Below are 25,571 nucleotides of genomic sequence, written 5' to 3'. Positions count from 1 at the left end.
GGCGCTCATCCTGGGAGCAACTCGCTGCGCGGCCCGCTCCACATGATCACCAACTCGTCTCGGGCACGAGTAGCCGCGACATACAGTAGTGATCGTTCCCGCAACAGAATCTCAGACCGCTCGGCGTCGGACGCGTTCTTCAGCAAGTATCGCGCCGGGGCATGCGCGTCGTTGACGTCGAAGAGCAATACCCGGGAGAACTCCATGCCCTTCGCGCGGTGCATTGACATCACGACCGGTTGGCCTGCAGGTACGCGAGGGCCGTCGACCAGTCGAACGCGTACGCCGCGCTCCTCCATGCCCCGCACAACCTGGCTGGCAAGTTGTGCGTCTCGCACCAATATGCCGAGTGTCTCGGGCTTATCGACCTCGCCGAGCCACTCCCTGACAATGTCCGCAGCTGAGTCGAGCTCGTCGACGAGCGACCCCGCTGAGATCAGTCGTGGCTCCGGTCCCGAACGTGCGGACCGATACGTTGCCGACGATTCCGGCTCCTCCTCCAGATCGACGTAGTCGGCGCCAGAGAGCACACCCACAGCCAGACGCAGGTTCTCGAAGGTCGTGCGGTAATTCAGGGTCAGCCGCCGGGACCGACCGACGATCTGGATCCCGTACCGACCCAGCACTACGCGCTGACCATAGATTCGCTGGTGCGAGTCTTCAGCGATGAATAGATCGTTCTGACCGGGCGCGGCCAGTGCACGCAGAAACTGCCAATGGCTCGGGCTCAGGTCCTGGCCTTCGTCGATGAGCACGTGATCCACCCGCGGTCCGCGAAGTTTCAGCCACGCCGCGGCCACGGCGGCGGCTTCGGTGAAGTCGATGCTGCCGTTGATGCTAGCGCGAGCCCGATAAGCCGAGACCACGTTCCACACCGCCTGTCGCCTCGCCCGATCGAGCGCAACGCCGCGACCCTGACGTCTGGCCCGGAGATACTCGTCCGGAGACACAATCTGCTGCGGCAACACAACCATTGCGTACTCCGCGATGAAGAACGTCGGACTGCGCAGGTCGTCTGGCAGCTCCGGTCCGCTGGCATCGATCGCTTCCTGCCACGCTTCGGAAGCGGTGCGTCGGCTGATGGTGGTGCTCCGGGGCCCGAGAACAGTTGCGACGGCCTCGGCAACGTCGTCGCCCGCAGCCTTCAGAACCGCGCTGACCGCCGCGTCGACACCTGTCACGTAGATCCCCGAGGCGCCAAGTTCGGAAGCAACAGGCAGTGACGGGTCGAGCCGGCGAAGATCAGTCCGCAGTGCGTCGGCAAGCGTTCGCGTGTACGTCGTCAGCATTATTCGGGCATGCCTACGACCCTGCGCGAGGTAGCGCGCACGGTGCAAAAGGACGACAGTCTTTCCGGTGCCAGCACCGCCCGACAAGCGGAAGGCACCGCGGTACGACGTCGTCGCGTACTTGCGCTGCTCCGGGTGCAGGAACACGCGCCACGCATCAAAGTCGTTATCCTCGATGGCCCGTCGCAGCTCGTCGTCATCTTCGATAAAGGCGAACTGCAAGCGTGCCGCCGGGTGCTGCAGTGCCCACAGAAGTCGGTCGTCCGCGCCGACGCTCAGCTCCGCTGGCGCCGCCTCGCCGATGCCGAGCGCCTCCTTGACGTCACTGAGACCGTCGCCCTCAGCAAGTCCGAGCAGGGCAAGACCTTGCCATTCGACTGCCCGCTCGGCTATCTCCATCAGTTCATCCTGCGACGTTGCTGCGAGCGCCTGCTCGGCAATCGATTGGTCGATGCCGAGCTCGTCGACGAGAGCCTGGGCGTCGAAGCCCCTCTCGACCAGTATCGGAGCGACAACCGGCGTGATCCGCGATTCGGCCGGAACCGGTGCTGGCGCGGAGGGAGCAGGCACGGGCTCGGATGTGATCAGCTCGGCAATCCCATTGACCGGATTGACGGAGAGAGACGTCTGCTTCGCGACCTTGATCGCATCGTCGTGGGGCCACACGCCGAGATAGACGTAGTGCGCGTCCTGACCCTGTCCCTGCACCTTGAACAACACCGCACGGTAGAAGCTGTCGACCCGTCCGGTGCGAACTCGAGGATCGGCCGCGTTCATGATCGGCTCGATATGCAAACCGGGAATCGAGTCGTCGTCCGTCAGTTTCTCGAGGAATGCATACGCCGACTTCCGCACGGATGGCTCCAGCTTTGGCGCATCACGGTGGGGGCTGATCACAATCTGCGGCACTACCGATCCCCTCCTGTCGATCCCACTGCGACGATGATGGCCTCAGGATCGTCTCGGACGACTTTCCAGTGGTCGGCCTCAAGGTCGATCCGATCCTGAGCTGCGAGGTCGACGTCGACGGCGATTCGGCGATCGGGCCAGCTGAGCACGATTGGGATGCCGTCCGCTGACTCGAAACCTTGCACGGGCGGCGGATCTACCGTTCGCTCCGCGAGGGCAATGAGTAGTTCCCGTTCGCGATCGCTGATCGCGTGGTCAACCAGCGCTTGCCACTTCGCGGGAAGCAACTGCGCCGCCGGCTGCTCGGGCTGCAACGTCGTTGGATGGACAATCTCAGCGTCCACCCGACTGACAGTACCTACCGTCACAGGTAGGCCGCGGAGGTTGAGAAGATTGCTCATCCGCAGCCACTCACGCCAGGCTGGCGCGTGGTCGCGTCCTACCTGTTCGTGGCGGTCGTCGAGCATCAGCGCGACCTCTGTCGCGGTGTGATTGATCTGTCGTGCCACAACAGCCATGGTGTCGAATTCCCAGGCCCATCCCATCGCCGGACCTGACGAGTCCCGACGACCGACGAGAAGGTCGACCGCTACCCTGGCTAATGGCTGCTCGGTGGATGACTTGATCGGGGTCGACTTTCCAGCAAGGAAGAACGGCATCCACTTTGCGAGACTCGCCATCGACTCCGGGTCCGGCTGCTGGATCCATTGCACGAGGTAGTCGAGCGGCCCCTTCCCGAGTAGTTCCACTGCAGCCGGTGCCAGTTCACCACGCGAGTAGGCAACGATGTCGCCGACCTTGGCTGGGTCCAGCCAGTCGGGATGTGACGCCTTTCCCTGCTGGGCCTGCTCAAGGTCATCCCAAGTGACCGCGAGCACGACCCATCCTGCGTCGCGCAAATGGCGCCGCTTGACCGCGTCCTCGGCGATCCTGTTGATCGACGGCGAGGCGTGGTACTGCCAGCCGTCCGTGAAGATCGCCACGCCAGGGATGCCCATCTGGTCGCAGCGCAGTACGAAGTCGGGCCTCGAATCAAGCACGATCTGCTGCGGCTCGAGCGTCCACAGTCGCTGACTTCCACCGATGCGGATAACCGCGCGGTTGCCCTGCGGGCCCGGAGTATCGGTTACCGCTGCGCCTACGGTCGCCAAGCGTTCCAGCAACACAGCTCGGAATCGCTGCTCCAGCACTGTCTCGGGATCGAAAATGGCCGGTTGCTCCTCCGTACACGCCCACGTCATCGTCTCGGCCGGCTCGACCTCCGTGTCACCGGAGGCCAGGATAATGCGCAGGTGACGCTCGGCGGCAGCGCGAGAGACAACCCGCGCGTCGCCGTACGGCGTGAATGGCAGCAGGCATCGGTGGCACGCCAGCCGCTGTTCGCCGGCACACTCGCAGTCGCGCACGATCTTCCACGCGGTGTGCAGGATTTCCCACACGACGTCCGGATCGGCCAACTCCGCGAGGTATCCCGTTCCGCCCGGCACGACGTCGTGCAGAAGCAAGGCCGCCGCGTTCTCGGACCCGTCGCTGTATGTCGGATCAACGACCGCGGCGACGTCGATGTGATCTGGGGTTCCGCCGATCCGTTCGCGCAGGCCGAGCAGGATCGCGGCCGACAGGCTCGGAACGGCGAAGCGGTCGCCGAGCGTCACCGTTGCCGGCAGGCGAAGGACGGTGCCTTCCGTGACGAGCGTCCGGCCCAAGGTGATGTCGCGGGTTTCCTCGTTCGTCGCGGTTCGCAGTGGACACCAAGGCCGGTGCTCCTGTCGCGTGTTCGCGCGGGATGCCTGGTCGAGCTTGCCGCATGCAGAGCACACCCGGAACGACGAGGCCGTGTACTCGTTGCCCGAGATGGTCCGAGCTCCGCCGTGTGCGGTGGCCTTGCCAAGGTTGAACCAGCGGATCGTCAAGTCACGGAGGTGCTTGGCGCCGAAGCCGTAACCCTCGACGTACCAGCGCTTCGTGACGTTGTCCGGGTCGATGTCCGCTGAGACGGCCACTGTGAAGCGCTCGGTGTGTCGCTCGTCGTCCCGGTCGGTGATGACGGCCTCATCACGGCGCATCTCCGACGAGACCCGCTCGAGCTCAACGACCTTGAGGCGTTGCCGTACGTCCGCGATCCCGGCTGAACCGCAGCGCGGACACAGTGCGACGCCATCGACAGCGGATGCAGTGAGGTCTTGGCAGTAGCCGCACTCCGGACACACCACGACCGTGTGGATCCCCTCAGCGCGTTGCCCGAGGTCGACCGCATCGATCCGAATCTCATGTCCCCCGGCGTAGAACACGGAACCGGGTGCGAACTCGCGCAGGGCCATTGCGGCGCCGCGCTGGTAGCTGTGCGGCTCGGTGCGGTATTCCCCTGTGTCGGCGTCGATCCACGACAGCCCGACGTTGAGGACCACCGTGTCATCGAGAAGCGTGTAGTTCGGCAGCAGACCGAACTCCTCGAGGACACCGATCCAATACTCGCCCCGTAGCTCCGCCAGCTGTGCCAGGACAAGGCGGCGTGATGCCTCGGCCGTCCGGAATGCACGCTTGTCGTCGTCCGTGGCGGCCGGCGATTCCGCGCGTTGCATCAACTCAGGAAGGCTTCTCACGATTGCCTTCTCGCGGTATTGCAACGTCTCTATCGTGTGGGTGAAGCGCCGGGACTCGGTGTTCAACCGGATGGCGAGTGGACTCGTCCCCGCACCGGACGTGGGCGTGACCCAGTCCCGCAGGGCATCACGCGCCGCGTCGCCGAGCATGGAGAAGCCACCGAGGAAGGCGTCGAGATGGATGTCCGCGTTGGCCTCCGCCTCGGTCATCAGCGCGTGCAGCCAGCTCCCCTCCTCGATGCTGCCTAGCGCCGCACTGGCTCGCTGCGGCGTGGTGACCGTGCCGGAGCGTGCGAGGTAGTCGGCCACGGAAGCGAGGTATTGGCGGCGCAGGATCTCTTCCGCGCGCAAGTACGTCGCGGGCGGTCGCACCTGACCATTGATTACAGACAGCGGATCGCCGAGACGCGGCAGTTGCTCGCCACGCCCGCGGACGAAGGCAAGGCTGAGCGCGTTACCGGTCAGCCGCCCTGCACGGCCCACGCGTTGCAGGTACGACGCAACCGACCGTGGTAGCGAGGCGAGCATGACCGTCGATAGGTCGCCGATGTCGATTCCCATCTCGAGCGTCGGCGTCGCGACGAGGACATTCGGTGACTGCGGTTGGGCTGCGTGCTGCCGAAAGCCCTTCTCGTACGCCAGCCGCGTCTTGTCCTCGAGCAGACTCGTGTGCTCGCGCGCCACGACCCTGTGGATATTCGGCGAGGCATACATCTGGCGGTAGAAATTGTCGCCACGCCCGGTCCGTTCGAGTGAACCGTTGCATCGGGCAACCGTGCAGGGCGCGCCAGCCAACTGGTCGATGACGCGGGTCGTTCCTGGGACCTGGGTGCGGCACACCGTGCAGGTCAGGAGATGCCGTCCGTTCTCCAGTGCCGCGAGGTCGATGGGTTCGACGAGAACCGAGGAGGGTGCGATCTGGTAAATCTGCGCGCCGCTCTTGGTGGCGACGGCCGTGATCACGCCCTCTGTGGCCATCCATTGCAGCAGCAGGCGCCCTAGCTTCGCGCCTTCCGCGGATGGAACCTCCAAGCACTTGGCGGTCCAGGCCGCGTACCAGGACTTTGCGCTTGTGACCGGGTCCAGGTCGGACTCGCGGATCTGTGCGGCGCCCCCGATGCGCGGGTAACCCGGTGCTGCGCGGCCGCGCGGAAAGGCGGGCATACCCTGCTCGCGAGGCCGACCTCCCCAGATAGAGTATCTGGCGCCGTCGTCGTTGATGTAGCGCTTAAACCAGTCATGCTCCAAAGCCCCGCGCTCGCGCATGCGCTCCAGCACGCCACGTGCCCACGCGATCTTGCTGCGGCCGTCGACCCCGTCGGAGCCGTCGAGCGTTCCCCCGTACTCGGAGATGACGTGGTCCGCGGCGCGCGCCAGCACAAGCGCAGGGGCGCTCACCTCGGCCGCCAAGCTTCCGGTTAGCTCGAGTGTTCGTCCGACCCGGGACTGCAGACCGAACTCGAGGACTGCGTCGAGCAGAAGCCGACGGCGTACGCGCTTGCTGACCCCTGGAGTCACGGCCCGCAGGCTGTCGGCCTTCCAGAACTGTTCGAAGTTTGCGCGGTCGGCAACCTCGGGCGGCAGGATCCGGTAACGACGATGTGGGTCGTCACCGGCCTGGTTGATGACTTCTCCGACGAGGTCCTCCAGGTTGATCGGCTGGTCTCCCACGGCCTCACGGAAGACAGCACGCAAAGTCAAGCTGTGCGAGCGGCTCTGCACGAAGCCGGCGCGGTGCGCGGCATCCTGCACGCTGTCGGTAAAGACAAGAGCCTTCTTCTCGCTGGTGTCGAGGCCGGCTGCGCCGAAGATCGTGGACAGCGACACCGAGAGAACCGTGGCGATGGCAGAACCGAGGAATCGCATCCCGTCGTTCTGCTCACAGGACGGGCAGGCGTCCTTGGTCGACAGCGTTCCGGCGTCGCTCGTCGTGTGGGTGAGCACGGGGAGAATTCCACCGGAGCGCAGCTCCTCTTCGTCATCAGGGCGGCGCGCGACCAGTCGACGTTGCCGGACCTCGAACCACATCAGCCCGTCGATGTTCTCGCCATTCGCCACGAGGTCGCCCTCGGTCGGTGCGTAGATCAGCGGTCGGAAGCGCTCGTCGCCGCTGACCCGGCGTCGCCAGATGCCCTCGGTGTCGTTGTCGAGGTCATGCCCGGTCGGCGCGAGCACGACGCCCCAGCCCGAGCGGCCGCAGTGCCGGCAGTACATGGCCGGGAGGCCAAGGCCGTGTTCGGACGATGTGGATTCATCGGGCTCGGTGACCTCACCGTCATCGACCCATCGGTAGTGCGGCGTGGATGTCGCTGTGCGATGGATCCGCGTTAGCTCGCGGATCCACAGGTGTGTGTCAACTGACAGAGCATCGCGGCCGACGACGGCACGCACGTGGCTCAATGCGGAGACCACGTCACGGACGAATGCCTCGGCACTCGCCTGATCGGGATCGGCCGGGATACGGTCGGGGTTCCAGATGTGCTTGGTGAGATCCCGTACGGCGACCGCCTGCGTCGCGGCTTCCGTGAGTCGGCGCGTCAACGGGTGAGCCTTGACCAGATCGAGCAGCAGGCTCTCGTCGGCCGTGGCTAGGTCCGGCCGAACAGCACCGTCGCTATAAAGCTCAGTGAGGACCGCCTCGGCTCTGGTTCGACCGTCGGCGTCTGGTGGGAGCCGATCGATGACGGTGATGATCCTTGTGGCGAGGTCATTGTCGATGTCGTACGACTGAAGTTGTTGCGCGGCAACGCGTTCAGCGGCGCTTGCGGACCACTCGTCGTACGTCAGTCGCGACTCGGTGATGACGGCATCGTCACCGAACTCGTCGCCGAAGACCGTGCGCGCGAAATCGAGCATCGCAACCGGGTCATTCTTGTCCCCAAGCGTGGCCGACGTGGCGACCGGCGTAATACGGCCGAGCGGCCTCGCCCGGTCGGCGCCTGTGAGTCGCGTGTCATCGTCGGACCAGTAATGCTTGAGGGCCAGGCCGAGCCGGCGCAACAGCATCGCGACGTCGGTGCCTTGCGCGCCGTCGTACGTGTGGAACTCGTCGAGAACGAGATACTGCAGGCTGTGCGAGCTCTGCTGCCACAGCGATGCATCGTCGGCGCGTAGCAGGAGCTGGTCCAGCATCTTGTAGTTCGTGAGCAGGATGTCGGGCGCGGTATCGCGGATAACGTGCCGGTCGTTGATGAGGCCTTCGGCGCTGACCTTCGTGCGCTTGACGTCGTCCTGTCCGGTGTAGAGCGCGGCCTTCACGCCGGCGAGCTCGTCGTGATCGGTGATGAGCTTGGCGAGGCGTCCAGCCTGGTCGTTCGCGAGCGCGTTCATCGGGTAGAGGATGAGAGCTTTCATCCCAGTCACACCGGCGCGCTGCGCACGCAGTACGTGGTCCACGATTGGGTAGAGGAACGCCTCGGTCTTGCCCGAACCTGTGCCGGTCGTAACGAGAGTGGGCAGTGGACGTGGTTTGTCGGGACCGAGATCAGCACTCGTGAGGCGCGCGAACGCGGCTGCCTGATGACCGTACGGCGTGGGGCCTTCGTACCAGTCGAGATGGCTCCGCCAACCCTCGTCGGCGGGGCGGAACGGCATACGAAGGCGTAGATACGGGCCCTTGAATATGCCGATGTCTGGGTCCGAGACGAAGTCCGTCAGCGACTGACGCGCGTCATCGTCCGCGAGGGTGAACGTGGTGCCGAGGTAGTCCAGCAGAGCGGCACGGATCGCGTCCGCCTGGATGGTCGGGAGGAGCTCGCTCACGATCGCCCCGCGAGGATGCGTTCGAAGTGCTCGTATGCGACGCGCATGTCCTTCTCCCGGTCAAGCGTCACGAACGGAGGCTCGTAGGTGTAGATCCTGCCTGCCAGATGCTTTGAGGTTCGTTCTTCGTCGGTGAGGTCGTCACCCTTGGTGCGCCAGACCTTGAGCACATCCTGCGGCACCAGCCTGCCGTTCGCGTCGTAGTGATCGCGCCGAGTGTCATAGCCGTACAGCACAGGGAACTGCGTGCGATACACCGTGCAGAGCTCGTCGGCCGTCAGACCAAGCATCAGCGCGACCAGCGCGTCGATCTCAACGAGCGCCTGCCGTCGATCTGCCGCAACCCGCAACGGAGTGGCCGTGGTCCATTCCGAAGCCACGTCTCCAATCGGCGGTCGGAGCACAGCCGGAAGCCCCCCTGTCCATTCGTCGTCCCGAAACGATGAGTCGTAGCACTCGCTCCACAGGCCCGAATACTCATCGACCAGACAGTTCAGTCGCAGGGTCCGAAGCAGAAGCGCGGGTATCAGTTCGTGATCCGTCACGACGGGCAAACGACTAATGGTGCTGAACAGAATCTCTGACTTTGGCGCCGAACGCACCATGAAATCCGAACTGAGCGAACTGGTGAGGCCAGCGACTATCACGAGTTCGCGACTGCGACCGGGAAGTCCCAAGGTGTGCACTGGATTTACATGCGCTGTGCCGGGCGGGATGATAGCAGGGATCAGTGTTCGCTCTCCGGTGTTAGCTGCCATCCGACGCCAGGCGACGCGATAGTAGTCGCGCGCGGCAACCTCCCCTGACTCGCCCCAGTGAGTATACGCCCTATCATAGTTGGTGCGGACTGCCACAGGCTTGTATGCAGTGACTGGGATTGCATCACTCGCCAAAACCTCGAGGTCGGTTAGCGACCAATCCTGATTGTGTTTCATTGTTGGGTTAGGTGATTTAAAGAAAGGCGTAGCGACGTGGAAGTTCGGCCCTTGGAGGATCACATCGACCCACGATCCGGAAACACCCCAGTGGAGGCCGAATATTCCGCTCTTGCGGTCCCGGCTCTCATCCCAACCTCGAGAGAATTCGGGGCGAAGGGATTCGATTCTCTGCGCAGACGCCAGCTTCTTGATTACATCGGCGGCAGCGCGGTTTACAGAATAGACCATGCGGGCATTTCTCACCGGAACGGAAGCATCTTCCAATACATCGTGCCACGTTTGAAGAACGCCTTCGTTCACCTTCACAATGCGACCTCGGTGCGCCCGCAGGTCCCACTTACCATCAAGGTCTTTGAATCCCGGCTCTTCGCCGATTCCGTTATGTCGCAGAGAGTGGACCACCGTGTCCGGGTGATACATGCACGCGGCGTGAAGGAATTCGATAACGTTCCTGCGCTCACCATAGATATGCACACCGTACGGCTTCTTATCGTCTATCTCGAAAAGCATGAGCTCGTTAAAGAACTGCCAATGCCTCCTCAGGCGCTTGTAAGCCGCACCCCTGAGGATGCCTCCGTTCTCATCCGTAAAATGCGTTTCTGGGTGAATCAGCCCAATCGTTCCCTCTGGTGACACATGCCGCCATGTCTGCTCCATGAAGCACCGATATAGGTCAGGCTGCAGTCCAAGCAAATGCGGATAGTTCTCAGCCGCAGCTAAATACGCCATCGTCGCAGAAATCTCGGCCGTGCCGTCGACCGCAAGCTCCGCTATCCCCGCCAGGCTCCAGGCGTGTTCCCGCTTCTCCCGCTTCTCCGGTTCGCTCGCGCGGGAGACAAGCTGCCACCACGGATCCCCTTCGGCAAGCAGGGCGCCGAGGTCTGTCCGTGGGCGAACCCACGGCGGGTTCCCAAGCTGCAGATCGAAACCGCCGCCTGCGAAGACGGGAGCGAAGTCAAGTTCCCAGTGGAAGAAGCCTTGTTGCTCAGCTACGGCCTCGCAGACCTGCAGCCACGGATGTGCTCTGAGAGTGGCATCTATCGTCGACACATTTGCGAGGCTGCGGTCCAGATCTTCGTAAGTACCCAGCTCGTCCCAGCTGACGCCACCGGCAAGCGTCTCCTGACCAATGACCTGTGCCTGCTTGCCTTTGTGCACACCCAACAGCATGCGCAGAGCGTTTATCCACTGGTCGAGCGTCGGCGGATGAATGCGTCGCTCCTGTCCGTCGACTTCAACGGTGATCATGGTGTCGGTGAGCGGCCAGTACCATAGCGCGCACCACGCGTCCATAACGCGGCGCAGTCGCTGATACGCGCCCGACGGGTCCGCAAGCGCCAACTCGATATCGGCACGCTGCACTGCCCCACCAACGGGTAGGTCGTCAGCGCCCCACACGTCGATTGACCGCCGGATCTGGGCGTCTGCGATCTCCTGCCGCCTCAACGTGATCTGCCAGAGCGTTTCGACCCGGTGCGACAGATCGACCAGTGTGTCCACCTGCTTCTTGGTCGGTCTAACTGTGACGGACCTCCGCCACGCTTTCAGGTCGTTTCTCGCCTCGGGAACGAGCTCCTTGAGTTCCTTCGCTTCGTTGAGCTCACCCGAGGAGCCCCATCCCTCAGAGGGCAGGAGGAAGTGGTGCACACTACCCTCGGCAGCAGCGAGACGCTCTACATGTGTGTCAGCGGCGAGCGAGGACATTGGTATGTCACGTGGTGGGCCAGCCTTCAGCCAGGCTTTGCTCGTCACCTGATCGCGGCGGAATACGGCACGCCGCGCCCCTATGAGCGAGTTCCCGCGCTTGAGGTGCAGGCCGAACCACGGGGCCGCAAGGCCCTCGACCATCGTATCGAGCCACAGTGAGACTTCGGCGAGCTCGACGGCGGTGGCGTTGAGATCTACCCCATAGACCTGATGAAGGGCGATGTACGCCTTGACCTTCTGCAGCTCACGTGGGTACTCCTCCGGATCGATCCGATCGCCGAGTTCGTCCTGCCGACGCTTGAGGTACTCCTCGGCCAATTGTCGTGCTGCCTCGATCGCGAATGCCCCGGATCCCAGGGCGGGCTCACAGATCGTCAACCGGAGGATCTCGGCAGCAGTGGTGCGCCCTCCGCCCTGATCAAGCAATTCTTCCAGGGCCTGCTGCACGGTGAACCGGGTGAGGACCTCTGGCGTGTAGTACGACGCCGACTGCTGCCGTTCGCGGCCGGCCAGCCGGAACACGAACGTCCCGCGTCCATGCTGCACCGGCATGGAGTGACCGGTCCGCGGATCCTCAGCCATGACAAAGTCCTCAGGGCTGATTCCTTCAGAACGTTCGACGGGGACGACCCACGAGCCCTTCGAAGCATCGCCGCCCTTCGCCACCTCGTAGAGATCCGTCTCGGCGAAGAAGCCCGTGTACGACATCAGGCCCTCGTACACGGCCCCAAGCTGGTTGATGCCCAGCTCGGCGTACGAGATGAACCCACGATCCTTCCCGGACGCCTCTTTGCTCAGCAATAGATGCCGCAGCACCTGCTGCAGCGCTTCGTTACCGAGGCCGACCTCGTCGATCAGAGCCGTTGCCTTCGGCAAGAACAGGTCAGCGCGGAGGCTGCGGAACCGAAGACCTTGCTGGTTGACCGCCTCGTCTTCGATATTGGGCGGTTCGTGCCCCTGGTCGACAAGCCGGAAGAGCACTCCAAGCGACTCGTACAGATGTGTCCCGCTCTTCGCCCGTGGTGTCGCGAGTTCGACCAGCGTGATGTCGCGGAGGCGGTCGAGGCTGTAGCCGCGCTCGTACTCCGGCGCACCGGTCGGAAGAACTCCGAGCTCGGGCGACGCCTCGGCGTAAAGGAGGAACAGGATCCGATAGAGGAATCGCAGCGACTGCTTCGCCAGCGGTTGTGCCTGCGATGCGGGCAGCGGATCCAGTTCGCGAGCGGCACGACGTCGTACCACCTCGTTGGCGATGATCTCGATCGACAACCGCACGCCCTCGCGCAGGTCCTGCGATACTCCGACGGTGTGCTTGATGGACTCTTCCAGCACACCGTGCCACCAGATCGCGCCGTCGGCGTCCGGCGCGAGCGACTCCGCCGAGACGCTGGTCAGCGCTCGGTCGACCTCTCCGCCGCGCTTGTCGTCGCTGCGTTCGCAGACCAGCTCGAGATTGATCGCGAGATAGCGCCCTTCCGGCCAACGCTCCCGCTCTGCGACCAGAAGCAAACCGCCGGCCATCACGAGCGCAAACGCCGGAGCGTCGTCGGCAACAAACAACGTCGACAACGCGCGAGCGACCGAGCGCAACCCTTCCTTCTCGTCCAGGGCGTACGGCAGGAGCAGTGTCGGCGCATCCTTCGCCAGGAGATCGTCGACGGTGTCTACTGCTTTTGCCTCGACGATCACCAGCGGAGCGCCTTCGGCCAAGCCCGGTGCGCTGACCCTCAGGACCGGTCCCGTCCGCTCCACCTTCAAGCCGCCACCGACGAACCCGAGGACGTCGTAGAGCCGACCATAAAGCTCGCTCAGCCCGTCCTGGTCCTCGCCTAACGTCGCGAGCGTGCGCTGCACCCACCCGCGAGACTCGCCGAAACGGCTGCGGACCGTGTCGTTCCCCTCGGCGAAATCTGCATCCCACGCCTTACGTCGTTCGAGAACCTTGGCCTGGAACGACTCCTTCCGGGAGTCGGTCATGAAGTAATGTTCGCTGATCCAGCCTTCGCCGACGATCAGCGCGTCACTGACGGCCATCACGCCTCCCCTCGTGGTATGACGACGAGCAGCGGCCGAACATACGTACGATCCGGCAGCATCCGTTCCGCCGTCGTCATCTCGTCGTCTACCCGACGCCGGCGCTCCTTCACCTCCGCGCGCTGGATCAACGCGTCTACCTCGTGGTCCCATTCGCGACTGCGCTCTGCCCAGCGCCGTACGCGCTCTCGCGTGTGGTCCGCCGCCGCCTGGACCAGGACGCCCATCTGGCGCTGCGCGGCCTGCACCGCGGGTGCGACGTACTGCTGCAGATCTTCGGTATTGCCGAGAGCGCCGGGGTTGACCTGCGCCCCTCTGAACCCGACCGAAGCGAGTGCAGTCGACGCAGAGCCGAACGGAGTGAGCGGGCTGAAGGCGAGATTCTCGGAGTCAGGAAACGCGGCGGTGAGGTACGACGCTGCCACCACCTGACCGCGTGTGTTCGTGAGTGTTCCCTGCAGGACGACGGTCACGTCGTCTACGTCACCACGCACCGCGAAGACCTCGTTACGACCGAGCACGCTGAGCGCCCGGTCGGTCGACCACTCCAGCACGGGATGTAATGGCGACAGGTAATGCGCCTCGGGCCAGAGGGATGACGACTCGTCCTGTAGTGCCTGCGCGAGTTCCGCTTTGCCCTTGTTTACGGTTGTTGCGAGCCGAAGCTGTTCCGCGACCCGGCGCTCGGCGAGGTACGACTGGGGCAGTACCTCAAGGCGCTGCCGCAGATCGGGTGTTGGGACCAGCTCGACGATCGAGTGTCGAGTGTGCTCACGCCAGGACACACCGCTCGGCGGTTCTGCATCGGGCGTCTTGAGAAACTCGACCAGTGCCTCCCTGAGGAACGCCAGGTCACTGTCGTAGACTCCAGCCGGCTCGGCGTCCGCCGTCGTGGGCTCCTCGTCCGTCGAGTCGGTCCCGAGCAATCGTGCGAGTAGGCCCTCGATTCCGTCCTCTGCGCGGATCTGGTCCGGCGTACGGAGCACGTCGTCGAAATCACGCTTGCCGGCGAGTACATCACGGATGGCTCGCTCCTCAGCCAAAACGTCGTACTCGCCCATCAGAGACGCCGAGTCCCCGAGGGCCCGGTGCGCCTCGTGCTCCTTCTCCACCAGGGATCGAAGAATGCGGATATCACCGGCGAACCGTTCGCTGTCCGGGTTGAGCAGCAGGGTGGTGATCTGGGGTGGGTGCTTCTGACCGTACCGGTCGATTCGGCCATTGCGCTGCTCGATCCGGATCAAGCTCCATGGAATATCGAAGTGGATCAGCTCGTGGCACTGGGTGTGCAGGTTCACGCCCTCAGATGCGACGTCACCGGTAACCAGCACGCGGATCGGGGACGATTCCTGCTTGAACGACTCGACGATCTCCTGCTGTACGACATCGCTCAGTCCGCCGTGCATGACGACCACCTGGTCCTCGGAGAAGCCGAGGTCGGTCCGGAGGCGGTCGCACAGCCAATGCAGGGTCGGAATCCGCTCGGCGAAGATCACCGCGCGCTCGGTGCTGCGCGGGCTGACGGTGATCCTGTGCAGGTACTCCACCAGGGCGTCGTACTTGGCCGATCCCGAATCCAGGGCCTTCACCGCGAGATCGTCCAGGCGGCGGAGCGCTTCGGCCTCGTGCCGCTGGTCCGAGCTCAAGGTGGAGCCCAACACTCGGAGTCGGTTCGCAATGGAGTCGCGCAGCGCGGCCGGGGACGAGAGGAATGCCTTTGCGAGGCTCCAGGGGAACAGTGCAGAGCTGACACCGCTGTAAGGGCTGGAGCCCGACCGTGGGAACAACCAGGTCTCCTCGAGCTCAGCAACGATGGCGTTCTCCGCGTCCGAGGCTGGGACGAGGAGGTTCTGCGGCTCGCGGCGCTCGGCCCAGTTGGCTCCGACCACACTCGCCACATCCGGGCTGTGCCGGTGCCGTCGGATGATGAGCCGTTTGAGGTCCTCCTCGACGAGGTCACCGTCCGGCCGAACGGCGCTTGGCTCCAGCATTCGGACAAGTTCAGCGAACGACTCCTTGCGGCCGTTGTGTGGAGTCGCCGAGGCCAGGATGAGCGCTTCAGTGCGCTCGGCGAGAAGCTGGGCGAGCCGGTTGTTCTGTGCCGCGGAGTTAGTGACATTGTGGGACTCGTCGATGACGACCGCGTCCCAGCGCTGCTTCTGCAAATGCGCGAGGTAACGGTCGCTCTTGAGCGTGTCGATCGAGATGATCACGCGCTTGTAGTACGTGAATGGGTTGCGGCTGGCCGGCAGCTTTTGCCGGATGCGCTGAATGCCGAGAGAGTCAAGCCGAACGAACGGCAGCGCGAACCGAGTCCAGAGCTCGAACTGCATCTGTTCCAGGACGTGCCGGGGAGTCACCACCAAGATGCGCTCGCCACGGCCGCGTCGCACAAGCTCGGCTAGGATCATGCCGATCTCCAGCGTCTTCCCGAGACCCACCGCGTCGGCGAGCAAGATACGCGGACGAAGGTTGTCAGGGTGGAGGGCCTGGCGAACCGCCGTCTGCTGGTAGGCGAGCACATCGGCGAGCCCACGTGTCGAGACCGTGAGGGCGGGATCATTCAACGGGACCGGCGTCTTGCGGAGAGTGGCTTCAAGCCACAGCCGGGTACGTCGAAACTGCGGACTGTCGTCCCCGATCACCCTTGCTGCAGCCGGATCAAGCGGCTTGATCACATCGAGTGCGGTCGAGAACGTAGCCTCTGTCTCGCGCACCAGCTCTGAAAGGCCCTGGACATGGACGAAGTGGCCATCATTGGCCGGCTCCACAGCCGTGACTAGCCATTCCTCATCGCGAACGACAACGACGGCCCCCGGGGCGGCTGAGAAGCTCTCGTTCTTGTAGTTAGCACTCACAGAAGCACCCTACGGTCACGCGTTGCAGTCATCCGTAGGTAGTCAACCACGCGCATGCCGTCATCGAGAAGGCTGAGACGTCCACCCGTCAAGTGCCGGCCCCCAAGTATGCCGTCGTACTCGCGCCCAGGTCTCGTCACGGTTCGTGAAGCGAGATGCAGACGCGCCCCCAGTGTTACATCGGACGTATCGAGGCCTCGTGACGAACTGTTACATCATTGGAGCGGCTGATGCAGATCTGTGATCTGGCCCGAGGGTTGGGCGCACACTGTAGGGCTGGAGAAGTCGCCCTGCTCGAACCGGCTGACAAATCGCTGAGCGTTACACAGCTGGCCTACATGGCTGTACACGACCAGCCTGAGGTGTTCGGGCCGGTGAAGCGTGATCCGTGGCATTCCGCAGCCGGTTCGCAGCCCGACTCACTGGGTACACTCCATCGGCCAGAGTCGGCCTTTTACTCGGCACAATCAGTAGGAAGCGCTGATTGTGTACGAGCACGAATGCGAGGCCCCGATGTGTGAATCTGCAGGTCATGGGTAGATTTGGCAATTGATGACAAACGATGAGCGAATTCTTTCCAGTTTCCGCGGGTTGTGGGTTCGAGGCCTACGGGGTCTACCAAACGGCCAGGGTAGGGCGCACGTGACCGGGGCCAGACCTTGGCGGCCCGACACTTACCCATCACTTTGAGCTTTCGGGTTGTCTACGGGCTCGATCGCGAGACGGCGTTCGCCTATTCGATTGTCTGGGCGTGGCGGATCTTCCGGCTTAGGTAGCTGTCTTGGGTCGTCGAGACCTGGCTGGGCCTAGTTGGTCTGGGATTTGCCGGGCCGGCTGACCGGCATCGTTCGGGTACGGTTGCGAGTCTTGTGGAAGTTGTGGGAATTGACGGACTCGAGCGGACCGATAATTAGCCCTGACCTTTCGGAGATCGGACAGGGTGTTGTTCGGGTTGCGGAAGGCGCCGGTGCATTTGTGGCGCTGTCGGGTGGGTGGCGCGGTCGGCGGACTCGGGATGGTGGGGATCGTGCGGCGTCAAGGGCAGATTCGTTGAACTCTGGGGCGTGGTGGGTCCCGGTGGGGGCGGGTAGTGTCCTTGGTGGGGTGGGAGGTGGTTCCCTTGTGGGGTGGGTCTGGGGGCTTGAGGATTTTCTTGAGTGCACCGGCTGCGGGATGCGTGGTTCGGGCCTCGAGGGTCAAGGGATCCGATTAGCGTAGGAGGTAGCCATGAAGGATGGTGAGCTCGACAAGGTCATCGAGCAGGATCACGAAGCGCTGGCAGCTTTCGGCTTGGGGGATCCCGGACCGAAGAAGCGCCTCTACTCGCGCGGCGACGACGTCACGTTGGCCAATCCACTGGGACCGCCGGTGCGTGGATGGCAGGGGGTCTCCGCAGCGCTCGACGCCGCGGCTGCGATGTTGCGCGACGGTGCGGTGACGGGGTTCGAGCGCATCGCAGAAGGTGAGACAACGGACCCGGCGTACATCGTCGAGATCGAGCGGAGTACGACGAAACTCGGCGGTGCCGAAGAGCTGTCGCCGGTGGCGCTGCGCGCGACGACGATCTACCGCCGCGAGGAAGACGGATGGAAGATCGTGCATCGTCACGCCGATCCGATCACCACACCGCGCCCCGTTGAGTCGGTTGCGACGCCGTAAGACCCAAGTTCTGGAGGGTGATAGTCGGCGGGCTGTCGGTTCGAGTCGCAACGCACGTAGGAGCAAGCGCTAATCGCGGCGTCCGGCGAGCCCCGGCGTCAGATGGTGGCGTGTCGGAGGGCCGTCCTGGAGTTGCTCCGGTGACCTCAGCCGGACCTGTTCCGGCGGGGTCGGGCTCGGGGCGCCGAGGCGCGCCCGGTCTCGTACTGCCCCTCGATGCACCGATGCACCGATGCTCCGATCGATGCCACGGGAATTGGGGCGCTCGAATTGTCGGCGTGCCTTTGCATACTGGCGATGGCGGCGAGGAGGGGATGGGTGTGGAGTTTCAGTTGGTGGTCGATTGTGCTGATCCTGGATTGCTCGTGCGGTTCTGGGCTGATGCGCTGAGGTACGAGGTGCAGCCGGCGCCGGAGGGGTTTGCTACCTGGGATGACTTCTACCGGCGGTTGGGGGTGCCCGAGGAGGAGTTGGGTGGTGGTGCGGACAGGATCAGCGATCCGGAGGGGCGGGGGCCGGATATCTGGTTCCATGTGGTGGCGGAGGGCAAGGTGGTGAAAAACCGGTGGCACCTTGATCTTCACGCGAGCGGTGAGTGGTCGGACCCGATCGAGGTGCGGACTCAGCGGGTTGACGCTGAGGCGACCAGGTTGGCGGAGCTAGGTGCGACCATCACCGGCGCGTTCGAGGAAGGTCTCGACCACTACGCGGTCGGGATGAAGGACCCCGAAGGCAACGAGTTCGACATCAACTGACCGGCCAGTTCGGGTTGCGGCCGAGGTAGGCGACGATGCGGTCGAGGGGGGCGTCGCCGGTCCAGGGGATGTCCATCGCGAAGGCGGCGCCGGCGGCGCGGCGGACGTCGCCGGTGGGGACGACCTGGGCGACCGTGGTGGCTGCCTCGAGGATGGCGGGGGAGAAAGTCACTGACCGGCCCAGGGATTTTGCGACGTCCCAGCTGTGGACGACGTAGTCGATGAAGTGGAAGCTGATCGCCTGCGAACCCGGGAACGACGTGTTGGGGCTGAATTCGGCGAGGGAGAAGGTGCGGTCCGCGACGCCGGGCTGGGCGAAGGCGTCCAGGACGTGCTCGGCGGACTCGACGTACGCCTTGACCGGGTCGTCGCCCAGGTCGCGGAGCTTCCAGATCGTGGGGTCGGCTTCGCCGCGGGAGGCGGCGGCGAAGCCGTAGTGCTGGGTGGCCATGTGGGCCAGGAGGCCGTAGAGGGTCCAGGCGCGGCAAGGGGTCGGCTTGGCCAGGTCGGCTTCGGTTGCGGTGGCGACCAGCTCCATGCTGGTCCGGACGGCTTCGGCATCCAACGCGATGTAGTCAACAGTAGGCATGCGCCTATCGTAAGCCAGTGCATATGATTGCGCCAGTGCTACCTTTTCAGGCATGGCAACCGAGCGCCCCGATCTGGCCGCGATGCTGTATCCGCTGGTGCGTGAGCTGATCGCGATCGAGTTGCCGCTGCTCGCCGGGCACGAGGTCTCGATGTGGGGCTACTCGGTGCTGACCGCGCTCGACGGCACCCCGGTCCGTACGCAGGCCGCGCTCGCGGAGGCGATCGGCGCGGACAAGTCCCGCATCATCGGCACCCTCGACGAGCTGCAGAACGCCGGCCTGATCGAGCGCACTCCCGACCCGGACGACCGCCGCGTCCGCCTGCTCTCGATCACCGCCCAGGGCCGCAAGGTACGCCGTGCCGTCCGCAAGGACATCCAGTCGCGCGAGGAGCGGGTCCTCGATACGCTCTCGGCCGCCGATCGCAAGACGTTCATCCGCATCCTGCAGCAGCTCCACGCTTCACGCTGACAGCAGCTTCACGCTGGGCCGGCGTACGTCGGCCTCACGCTCGTCGCCCGCGGCTACCAGTCGTACCCGGGTGAACCAGATTGCGCGGTCAATCGTTGGAATCAGGGACCACGTACCCACCGCGAGGAGTGAAACCCTGTGCAGGCTGTGCAGAATGGTGGGGAGTGAGCGATGTCCGACAGAGCAGGAGCGCCGATGGCCGACGACCGGGCTGCGCTGCTGCGTGAGCTGCACGACGTGCACGCTCCCGCGCTGTGGCGGTTCGTCGTCCGGCTGACCGGCGACGACCGGCTGGCCGAGGACGTCGTCCAGGAGACGCTGCTCCGGGCCTGGCGCCGGCCGAACATCCTGTCCGAGGACGAGGCGGGGGCGCGGGCCTGGCTGTTCACGGTGGCGCGCAACCTCGTCATCGACGACCGGCGCAGCGCCCGGGTCAGCCGGGAGGTCGCCAGCGACGACCTGCCGGAGAAGCCGAGCGCCGACCACGCCAACGCCGTACTCGACGCGTGGCTGGTGGCCGAGTCTTTGGCACAGTTGTCGGAGGAACATCGGCAGGTGATCGTTCGCGCGTACTACGGCCGCCGTACGGTCACCGATATCGCCGAGGAGCTGGACATCCCGTCGGGCACGGTGAAGTCACGCCTGCACTACGGGCTGCGCGCGCTGAAGCTCGCGCTGCAGGAGAAGGGGGTGACGAGCCAGTGAGCGACCCGTACCGGGAGTGGGATGCGGCGTACCTGCTCGGCGCGTTGTCGGCAAAGGATCGCCGCGCGTACGAGGAGCACCTGCGCACGTGTGCCGAGTGCTCCGCCGAGGTGGCGTCCCTGGCCGGTGTGCCCGGCGTACTCGCGGCGCTCCCGGCCGAGCGGGCTCTGACCACGATCACGGCCGACCCGCCGAACCTGCTTCCTGGTCTGGTCCGCAATGTCCAGCGTGATCGCCGCAGGCAACGGATTCGCCTTGGTGCGCTGATGACCGGCATCGGGGTCGCCGCCGCCGCGATCGGCGCGGTGATAGCGATCCCGCTGTCCCACGACGAGCCGCAGGGCGATTACGTCGTACTCGCGCAGACCGTCAACAGCAAGCTGTCCGCGGACGCCCGGCTGGTGCCGGAGCGTTGGGGTACGACGATCGAGATCAGCTGCCGGTACGACGAACTCGCGACGCCGAGCGAACGAGCCCGAGGCTACGAGTTGTACGTCACAGACTCGTCCGGCAAGGCTTCGCTGATCGCCAGCTGGACCTCATCGCCCGGTACGACGGTGAAACCGGCGGCCACCACCAAGCTGCAGCGCAGCGAGATCAAGGCCCTCGACATCCGCAGCTCGGAGAGCGGCCGCGTCCTGCTCGCCGTCCACTTCTGAGTCATTTCCGGACACGAATGATCACGGGCTGTCGGGGCACCTGAGGGGTCACGAACGGTTGTCGCTCGAGAGGCCGCCGATCCAGACCCCGGTGTTCAGGGACGTGCACCGGGGTCGTCGGCCTGCCGCCGCAGGCCACTCGTGCTGTGACCTGACTGGAAGATTCTTCCTGGGATCCTGTAACACTCACGCCGTTATCAGCGATACACCGTGTGTAACGCCACTGAGGATCCCGTCCCAGGTCAACCGCCCGAAGGGCCTGGGGCGGGTTTCTCTCGTTCGTTCGAGGCGCCACGGCAGCGTTACCGACGAAGGCCCCCGGTGATGCTCACCCGGGGGCCTTCGTGTGTGCGTTCCCTCCCGAGTGTCCTGAGTCGGAGGTTCGGCGGCGCTTTCGGCGCCCAGGCACGCACCTCGCGGCACTTGCCCAGCGCCCACGATGCTCCGCATCGAGGCCACTGACCAAGCACCACGATGCACGCACCTGAACACCGAAATCGCTCGCCCCACCTCCGACTCAGGACACTAGGACGCTCTCTCCGTGCCGTCCGACTCGGGCAAGGCGATCCGGTCCGCCGGCAGGCGTTCCGTCCGCTCGTTACCGTCGTCGCCCTCGTACTGCACCAGGGCGGTCCATCCCGACTCCTCGTGGTCGCGGCCGATCAGCCAGCCACGACGCCACTGACCGTCAACGCGGACGACCACATGGCTGGGCAGAGGGAGTCGGGACACCAGCTCGGTGCCGGGCTCGAAACCAGTCATGGCCGAAGGCTAAGGGCAATCGGCGCCGAGCGCCTCTTGAAAGCGTGTTCCCTTATTCACTTCTCAGACTCCGGACGACAGTCCAAACGCTTGTACTGCGCTGTTCACCTTCAGGGCACGCCCGCCTGGTATGTGCGTGACCCATCCGTGGTGCAACGCGTGTGCACACAGCGCCGCGCCGACATCGCCGGCGAGATGCGGTCGTCGTTCGGTCACGTCCAGGCAGGATCGCAGCGGCGGGCGCCCCCGGCGTACCTCGACTTCGACGCCGAGATCCTCCAGCCAGGCTTGGCCTTGCGGGGTCAGCGCGATCCCGTCCGACCAGTCGATCAGGCCACGCTCCGTCATCGCATCGGCCAACGCGACACCGAGCTTCCCGGCGAGGTGGTCATAGCACGTCCTAGCTCTGGCGAACGCGTCCCGCTTGCTCACCGCGGACAGGCTGTTCGCGACCTGGGTACGTCGTGGCGCCAGCGCGGCGAGCCCTTCGAGCAACTCGGCCGTATCCGGTCCGGCAAGCTTCACGTACCGATGCCGCCCCTGCCGGACCTCGGTCAGCAGCCCGCCGGTCACCAACAGGTTGAGGTGCTCACTGATCGTCGGCCGCGATACTTTCGCCAGCTTGGCCAGCTCGCTCGCCGTCCAGGCCCGGCCGTCGAGCAACGCCAGGCAGACCGTCGCCCGGGTCCCGTCCGCGAGCATCCGCGCCCAGCCCGCCAGCTCCTCACCTTCGGCACTCATAGCCCCATCATGCCGCCCTGTCGGTTAGGCGCCCGCCGAATCGTCCGGTGCCTACTGTCGATCCACATGACCCACCTGACCATCGAACCGTCCATCCTGTACGTCGGAACACCAGTAGCCCTGCTCAGCACGATGAACGAGGACGGCACCGTCAACCTGGCGCCAATGTCGTCCGCGTGGGCCCTGGGTGACGTCGTTGTCCTGGGCATCGGCGTGTCCGGTCAGACGGCAACCAATCTGCGTTCGCGCCCGGACGTGGTCATCAATTTCCCGTCCCCGTCCCAATGGGAAGCGGTCGAGCGTATCGCCGGTCTGACCGGCCGCAACCCCGTCCCCGAACACAAACAGGCCCGTTTCCGCTACGAACGCGAGAAGTTCGCAGCCGCCGGCCTGACGCCGGTCGCGTCCGAACTGGTCGTACCACCCCGGGTAGCCGAATGCCCGATCCAGTTCGAGGCCACCGTTGCCTCCCAAGAATTAGATGCTGAAGGCAACTTCCTCATAGCCCAAGCGCGGGTACTGCGCGTGCACGCCGACGAGCGCGTCGTCGTACCCGGCACCTCCCACGTCGACCCCGCCGCCTGGTCTCCTCTGATCTACAACTTCCGCCACTACTTCGGCCTGGCCGACGAACTAGGCGAATCCTTCCGTACCGAAACCCCGCGGCACCGCCAGCACGCTTAGAGGAGCTGAAGGCGGTCCGCCTCTTCTTCGCTGAGGTGGACGTCGAGGGATGCGAGTACTTCGGCGAGGTCTTCCGGCGGCACGGTGCGCTCCGTGGTGCGGCCGTCGGCGTACTCGACTGTGAGGGTGGTCCCGACCAGTCGGCGTACGACGCCGTCGGAGACGCGCATGACCACCGGGCGGCCGGTGAAGGGGGATTTCGGGTGCGATGAGACGTAGTGGTGGTAGACCTCGTAGTCGATCGGCCGGACCGGCTCGTCGTTCGAGGCGTGCTGCGGGATCCAACCCTCGGGCGTTTGCTTCGAGAGCGTCCACACGTCGCCGTCGAGCGTCAGCCGGTGATCCCAACCGGCCTGATCGACGACAACACCGTCTTTCAACGGCGTCGGGTAAAGCTGCCCCGCCCCGAAACCCACGTCTGCCAGGAACTCCTCCCCGTCGACGCCCACCTTCAGCAGCGCGTGCGTACGCGGGCCGGCCTTGTGCGGCTGGACCCGGGCAACCCGCCGTACGACGTCGAACCCGAGCCGCTCGAGAGCAGCACCGAACAACAACGCGTGCTCGTAGCAGTACCCACCGCGCTGCCGACCCACCAGCTTCGCCTGGATCGCGTCGAGGGCGATCCCGGGATGCGTCCCGAGGATCACGTCGATGTTCTCGAACGGTATCGCCAGCACATGCGCCCGATGCAGACTCCGCAACGCATCCGCCGACGGCGCCACCCGCGCATGCCCGATCCGCGCGAGATAGGCGTCCAGGCCGAGGCTCTCGATGTTCCACATAAGGCCTAGCCCAACACTTCAAGCCTACTTCAGGTCAAGCTCCGTGAAGAGCGTCAGTTGAATCCCGCCGGGGGTTTCGAGCCGGGCGTTGAGCGAGTTCCACGGCGTACGCGTCGGCTCGGCGATGACCGTGGCGCCGGCGTCGGCCAGCTTCCGCGTGGTTGCCGCGGAGTCGTCCACCTCGAACGCGACCCGGTACTTCCCGGCAACCCGGCGACCAACCTCCACCTCGTCGATGAAGTCCGCCTGCCCCGGGTCCGCGATCTCGAGCGTGGCCCGCTCCACCTCGAGGATCGTCACCCGCCCGTCCTCCGACGAGTACGACGCCCGCTCCGGCAGCCCGAGTGCGTCGCGGTAGAACGCCACCGCCTCGTCGTAGTCGTCCGCCGTCACCACCAACCGCAGTTCCTTGACCGTCATGCAATCAGTATCTACAACCGCGAGACCTGACAGTGCGAGCTGAGCCCGCCATCATCGGTCCGCCGAAGAACGACAAGCAGGTTGACCGGGTCTCCAGCAGCTTGTACTGCGGCGCCAGGCCGACGGGTTGCGATTCGTAGTACGCGGCGGCTCCTTCGGTTGATGGCGGACCAGGAGCGCGGCGGTCGCGGCGAGGGCCACGACGCCGGCGCTGACCAGGAGCGCCTGGTGATATCCATTGTGAAGCAGGGGGCTGACAGCGAGCGGGCCGATGATCTGGCCGAGGCTGTAGCCGGTGGTGAGGATCGCGACCGCGTGCGGCCCCCGCAGTTCGGCGCCGATCGCGATCGCGAGGTTGGCCACGCCGAGGAACGTCGCACCGAAGAGCGCGGCGGACATCAACGCGGCGGCAACCCCGTGGACAAAGGTCGGCAGCGCGATGCCGATCGCCTGCAGGACGAGCGCGATCAGGAGGAGCCTCGATCGGGACCACGATCGGCTCAGCCACGCCCAGAGTGCTGTTGACGGCAACGCGGCCAGGCCGACGATGATCCAAGCGCTGTTGCCGACGGCACCTGATGCCGTTTCGTTGATCGCGGCAACGAGGAACGTGCCGGCGATGATGTAGCCGACGCCTTCCAGGCTGTAGCTGGCAAGGAGTGCGTTGAAGTGTCGCGACGCTGTCCCGCGCGGGGCTGCCGGCGGCGTGGGTGATCCGGTCAGCTGCCACGCGGGGACGGTGCAGGCGATCGTCAGCAGTGCCGCGATCCACCACGCCGTACGCCAGTTGCCTCCGGCAAGTACTGCGCCCGACAGCGCGATGCCCGCACCGACTCCGCCGAAGGTCCAGCCGACCTGGTGGCTGCGCAACCGGGGGAGTACGGCGCTGACCGCGATCACGAACACCAGTGCGCTCGCGATTCCCGCGACCAGCCGCAGGCCGAGCCAGAGCGATCCGCTCCGGCTCAGCGGCATCAGGGCGAGAGTCGCGGCGAGGACGAGCATCGACAGGCGGAGTCCCCAGCGTGAGTGGAGCAGCCGCGGTACGGCGATCGCGGCGACTGCCCCGGCGAGGTAGCCGACGTAGTTCGCGGTCGCGAGCGTCGCTCCGAGGCGAGGGGTGAGGCCCGCCTGCGCGTGCATCATCGGCAGGATCGGCGTATAGGCGAACCGCCCGATCCCCATCCCGCCGGCCAATGCCGCCGCACCCCGCCCCACCAACCGCCAATCCTCCATGTCAGTG

16 protein-coding genes are annotated in these 25,571 nt (G+C 65.1%); 6 read left to right on the top strand and 10 right to left on the bottom strand.

The features are described from left to right. Nucleotides 1-5: 5 nt before the first annotated feature. Genes ACIA58_RS33185 through ACIA58_RS33170 form a run of 4 tightly spaced genes read right to left on the bottom strand, consistent with a single transcriptional unit; the run spans nucleotide 6 to nucleotide 16,100 of the window. On the bottom strand, nucleotides 6-2,198 hold the full coding sequence (locus ACIA58_RS33185) for a UvrD-helicase domain-containing protein (protein WP_396407757.1): 2,193 nt from the start codon (nucleotides 2,196-2,198) through the stop codon (nucleotides 6-8). Continuing rightward, nucleotides 2,198-8,563, bottom strand: coding sequence for a DEAD/DEAH box helicase (locus tag ACIA58_RS33180; protein ID WP_396407756.1), 6,366 nt, complete (start codon nucleotides 8,561-8,563; stop codon nucleotides 2,198-2,200). Before ACIA58_RS33180 ends, ACIA58_RS33185 begins: the two co-directional genes overlap by 1 nt. Beyond that, entirely contained in the window at nucleotides 8,560-13,242 is a 4,683-nt protein-coding gene (locus ACIA58_RS33175) for a class I SAM-dependent DNA methyltransferase (protein ID WP_396407755.1), read from the bottom strand. The genes ACIA58_RS33180 and ACIA58_RS33175 overlap by 4 nt, the downstream gene beginning before the upstream one ends. After that, nucleotides 13,242-16,100 (bottom strand): SNF2-related protein, encoded by a 2,859-nt coding sequence (locus ACIA58_RS33170; RefSeq protein WP_396407754.1) that lies wholly within the window; start codon nucleotides 16,098-16,100, stop codon nucleotides 13,242-13,244. Before ACIA58_RS33170 ends, ACIA58_RS33175 begins: the two co-directional genes overlap by 1 nt. 1,227 nt (nucleotides 16,101-17,327) lie before the next feature. Here ACIA58_RS33170 and ACIA58_RS33165 point away from each other — a divergent pair. Together ACIA58_RS33165 and ACIA58_RS33160 are read left to right on the top strand one after the other, a co-directional pair. Continuing rightward, nucleotides 17,328-17,759 carry a YybH family protein gene (locus ACIA58_RS33165; RefSeq protein WP_396407753.1) on the top strand — a complete coding sequence of 144 codons (432 nt, stop codon included), beginning with the start codon at nucleotides 17,328-17,330 and terminating at the stop codon, nucleotides 17,757-17,759. Between the two features lie 224 nt (nucleotides 17,760-17,983). Continuing rightward, entirely contained in the window at nucleotides 17,984-18,514 is a 531-nt protein-coding gene (locus ACIA58_RS33160) for a VOC family protein (protein WP_396407752.1), read from the top strand. Here the strand turns inward: ACIA58_RS33160 and ACIA58_RS33155 are convergent. After that, nucleotides 18,507-19,103, bottom strand: a complete 597-nt coding sequence (locus ACIA58_RS33155) for a TIGR03086 family metal-binding protein (RefSeq protein WP_396407751.1) — start codon at nucleotides 19,101-19,103, stop codon at nucleotides 18,507-18,509. The genes ACIA58_RS33160 and ACIA58_RS33155 overlap by 8 nt on opposite strands. 52 nt (nucleotides 19,104-19,155) lie before the next feature. On the opposite strand from ACIA58_RS33155, the gene ACIA58_RS33150 reads away from it, so the two are divergent. From ACIA58_RS33150 to ACIA58_RS33140, 3 genes are all read left to right on the top strand, one after another. Beyond that, nucleotides 19,156-19,575 (top strand): MarR family winged helix-turn-helix transcriptional regulator, encoded by a 420-nt coding sequence (locus ACIA58_RS33150; protein WP_396407750.1) that lies wholly within the window; start codon nucleotides 19,156-19,158, stop codon nucleotides 19,573-19,575. 171 nt (nucleotides 19,576-19,746) lie between these two features. Beyond that, entirely contained in the window at nucleotides 19,747-20,280 is a 534-nt protein-coding gene (locus ACIA58_RS33145) for a sigma-70 family RNA polymerase sigma factor (RefSeq protein WP_396407749.1), read from the top strand. Beyond that, on the top strand, nucleotides 20,277-20,939 hold the full coding sequence (locus tag ACIA58_RS33140; protein WP_396407748.1) for an anti-sigma factor family protein: 663 nt from the start codon (nucleotides 20,277-20,279) through the stop codon (nucleotides 20,937-20,939). Before ACIA58_RS33145 ends, ACIA58_RS33140 begins: the two co-directional genes overlap by 4 nt. A gap of 525 nt (nucleotides 20,940-21,464) precedes the next feature. Here the strand turns inward: ACIA58_RS33140 and ACIA58_RS33135 are convergent. Further along, on the bottom strand, nucleotides 21,465-21,701 hold the full coding sequence (locus ACIA58_RS33135; protein WP_396407747.1) for a hypothetical protein: 237 nt from the start codon (nucleotides 21,699-21,701) through the stop codon (nucleotides 21,465-21,467). 63 nt (nucleotides 21,702-21,764) lie between these two features. Next, the gene (locus ACIA58_RS33130; RefSeq protein WP_396407746.1) at nucleotides 21,765-22,442 is read right to left on the bottom strand and encodes an ArsR/SmtB family transcription factor; all 678 of its coding nucleotides are present in this window, start codon (nucleotides 22,440-22,442) and stop codon (nucleotides 21,765-21,767) included. Between the two features lie 66 nt (nucleotides 22,443-22,508). Between ACIA58_RS33130 and ACIA58_RS33125 the strand changes: the two genes are divergently transcribed. Further along, nucleotides 22,509-23,126, top strand: a complete 618-nt coding sequence (locus ACIA58_RS33125) for a flavin reductase family protein (protein ID WP_396407745.1) — start codon at nucleotides 22,509-22,511, stop codon at nucleotides 23,124-23,126. Here the strand turns inward: ACIA58_RS33125 and ACIA58_RS33120 are convergent. Genes ACIA58_RS33120 through ACIA58_RS33110 form a run of 3 tightly spaced genes read right to left on the bottom strand, consistent with a single transcriptional unit; the run spans nucleotide 23,123 to nucleotide 25,546 of the window. Beyond that, the gene (locus ACIA58_RS33120) at nucleotides 23,123-23,908 is read right to left on the bottom strand and encodes an arylamine N-acetyltransferase (protein ID WP_396407744.1); all 786 of its coding nucleotides are present in this window, start codon (nucleotides 23,906-23,908) and stop codon (nucleotides 23,123-23,125) included. The two genes, ACIA58_RS33125 and ACIA58_RS33120, sit on opposite strands and share 4 nt — an antisense overlap. A 24-nt stretch (nucleotides 23,909-23,932) precedes the next feature. Next, nucleotides 23,933-24,328, bottom strand: coding sequence for a VOC family protein (locus ACIA58_RS33115; RefSeq protein ID WP_396407743.1), 396 nt, complete (start codon nucleotides 24,326-24,328; stop codon nucleotides 23,933-23,935). Nucleotides 24,329-24,379: 51 nt separating this feature from the next. Continuing rightward, nucleotides 24,380-25,546 (bottom strand): YbfB/YjiJ family MFS transporter, encoded by a 1,167-nt coding sequence (locus ACIA58_RS33110; protein WP_396407742.1) that lies wholly within the window; start codon nucleotides 25,544-25,546, stop codon nucleotides 24,380-24,382. Nucleotides 25,547-25,571: the final 25 nt, after the last annotated feature.

It is taken from the genome of Kribbella sp. NPDC051586 (genome assembly GCF_044453965.1).
Classification (GTDB): Bacteria; Actinomycetota; Actinomycetes; order Propionibacteriales; family Kribbellaceae; genus Kribbella.
This window is presented reverse-complemented; position numbering and strand designations above follow the sequence as displayed.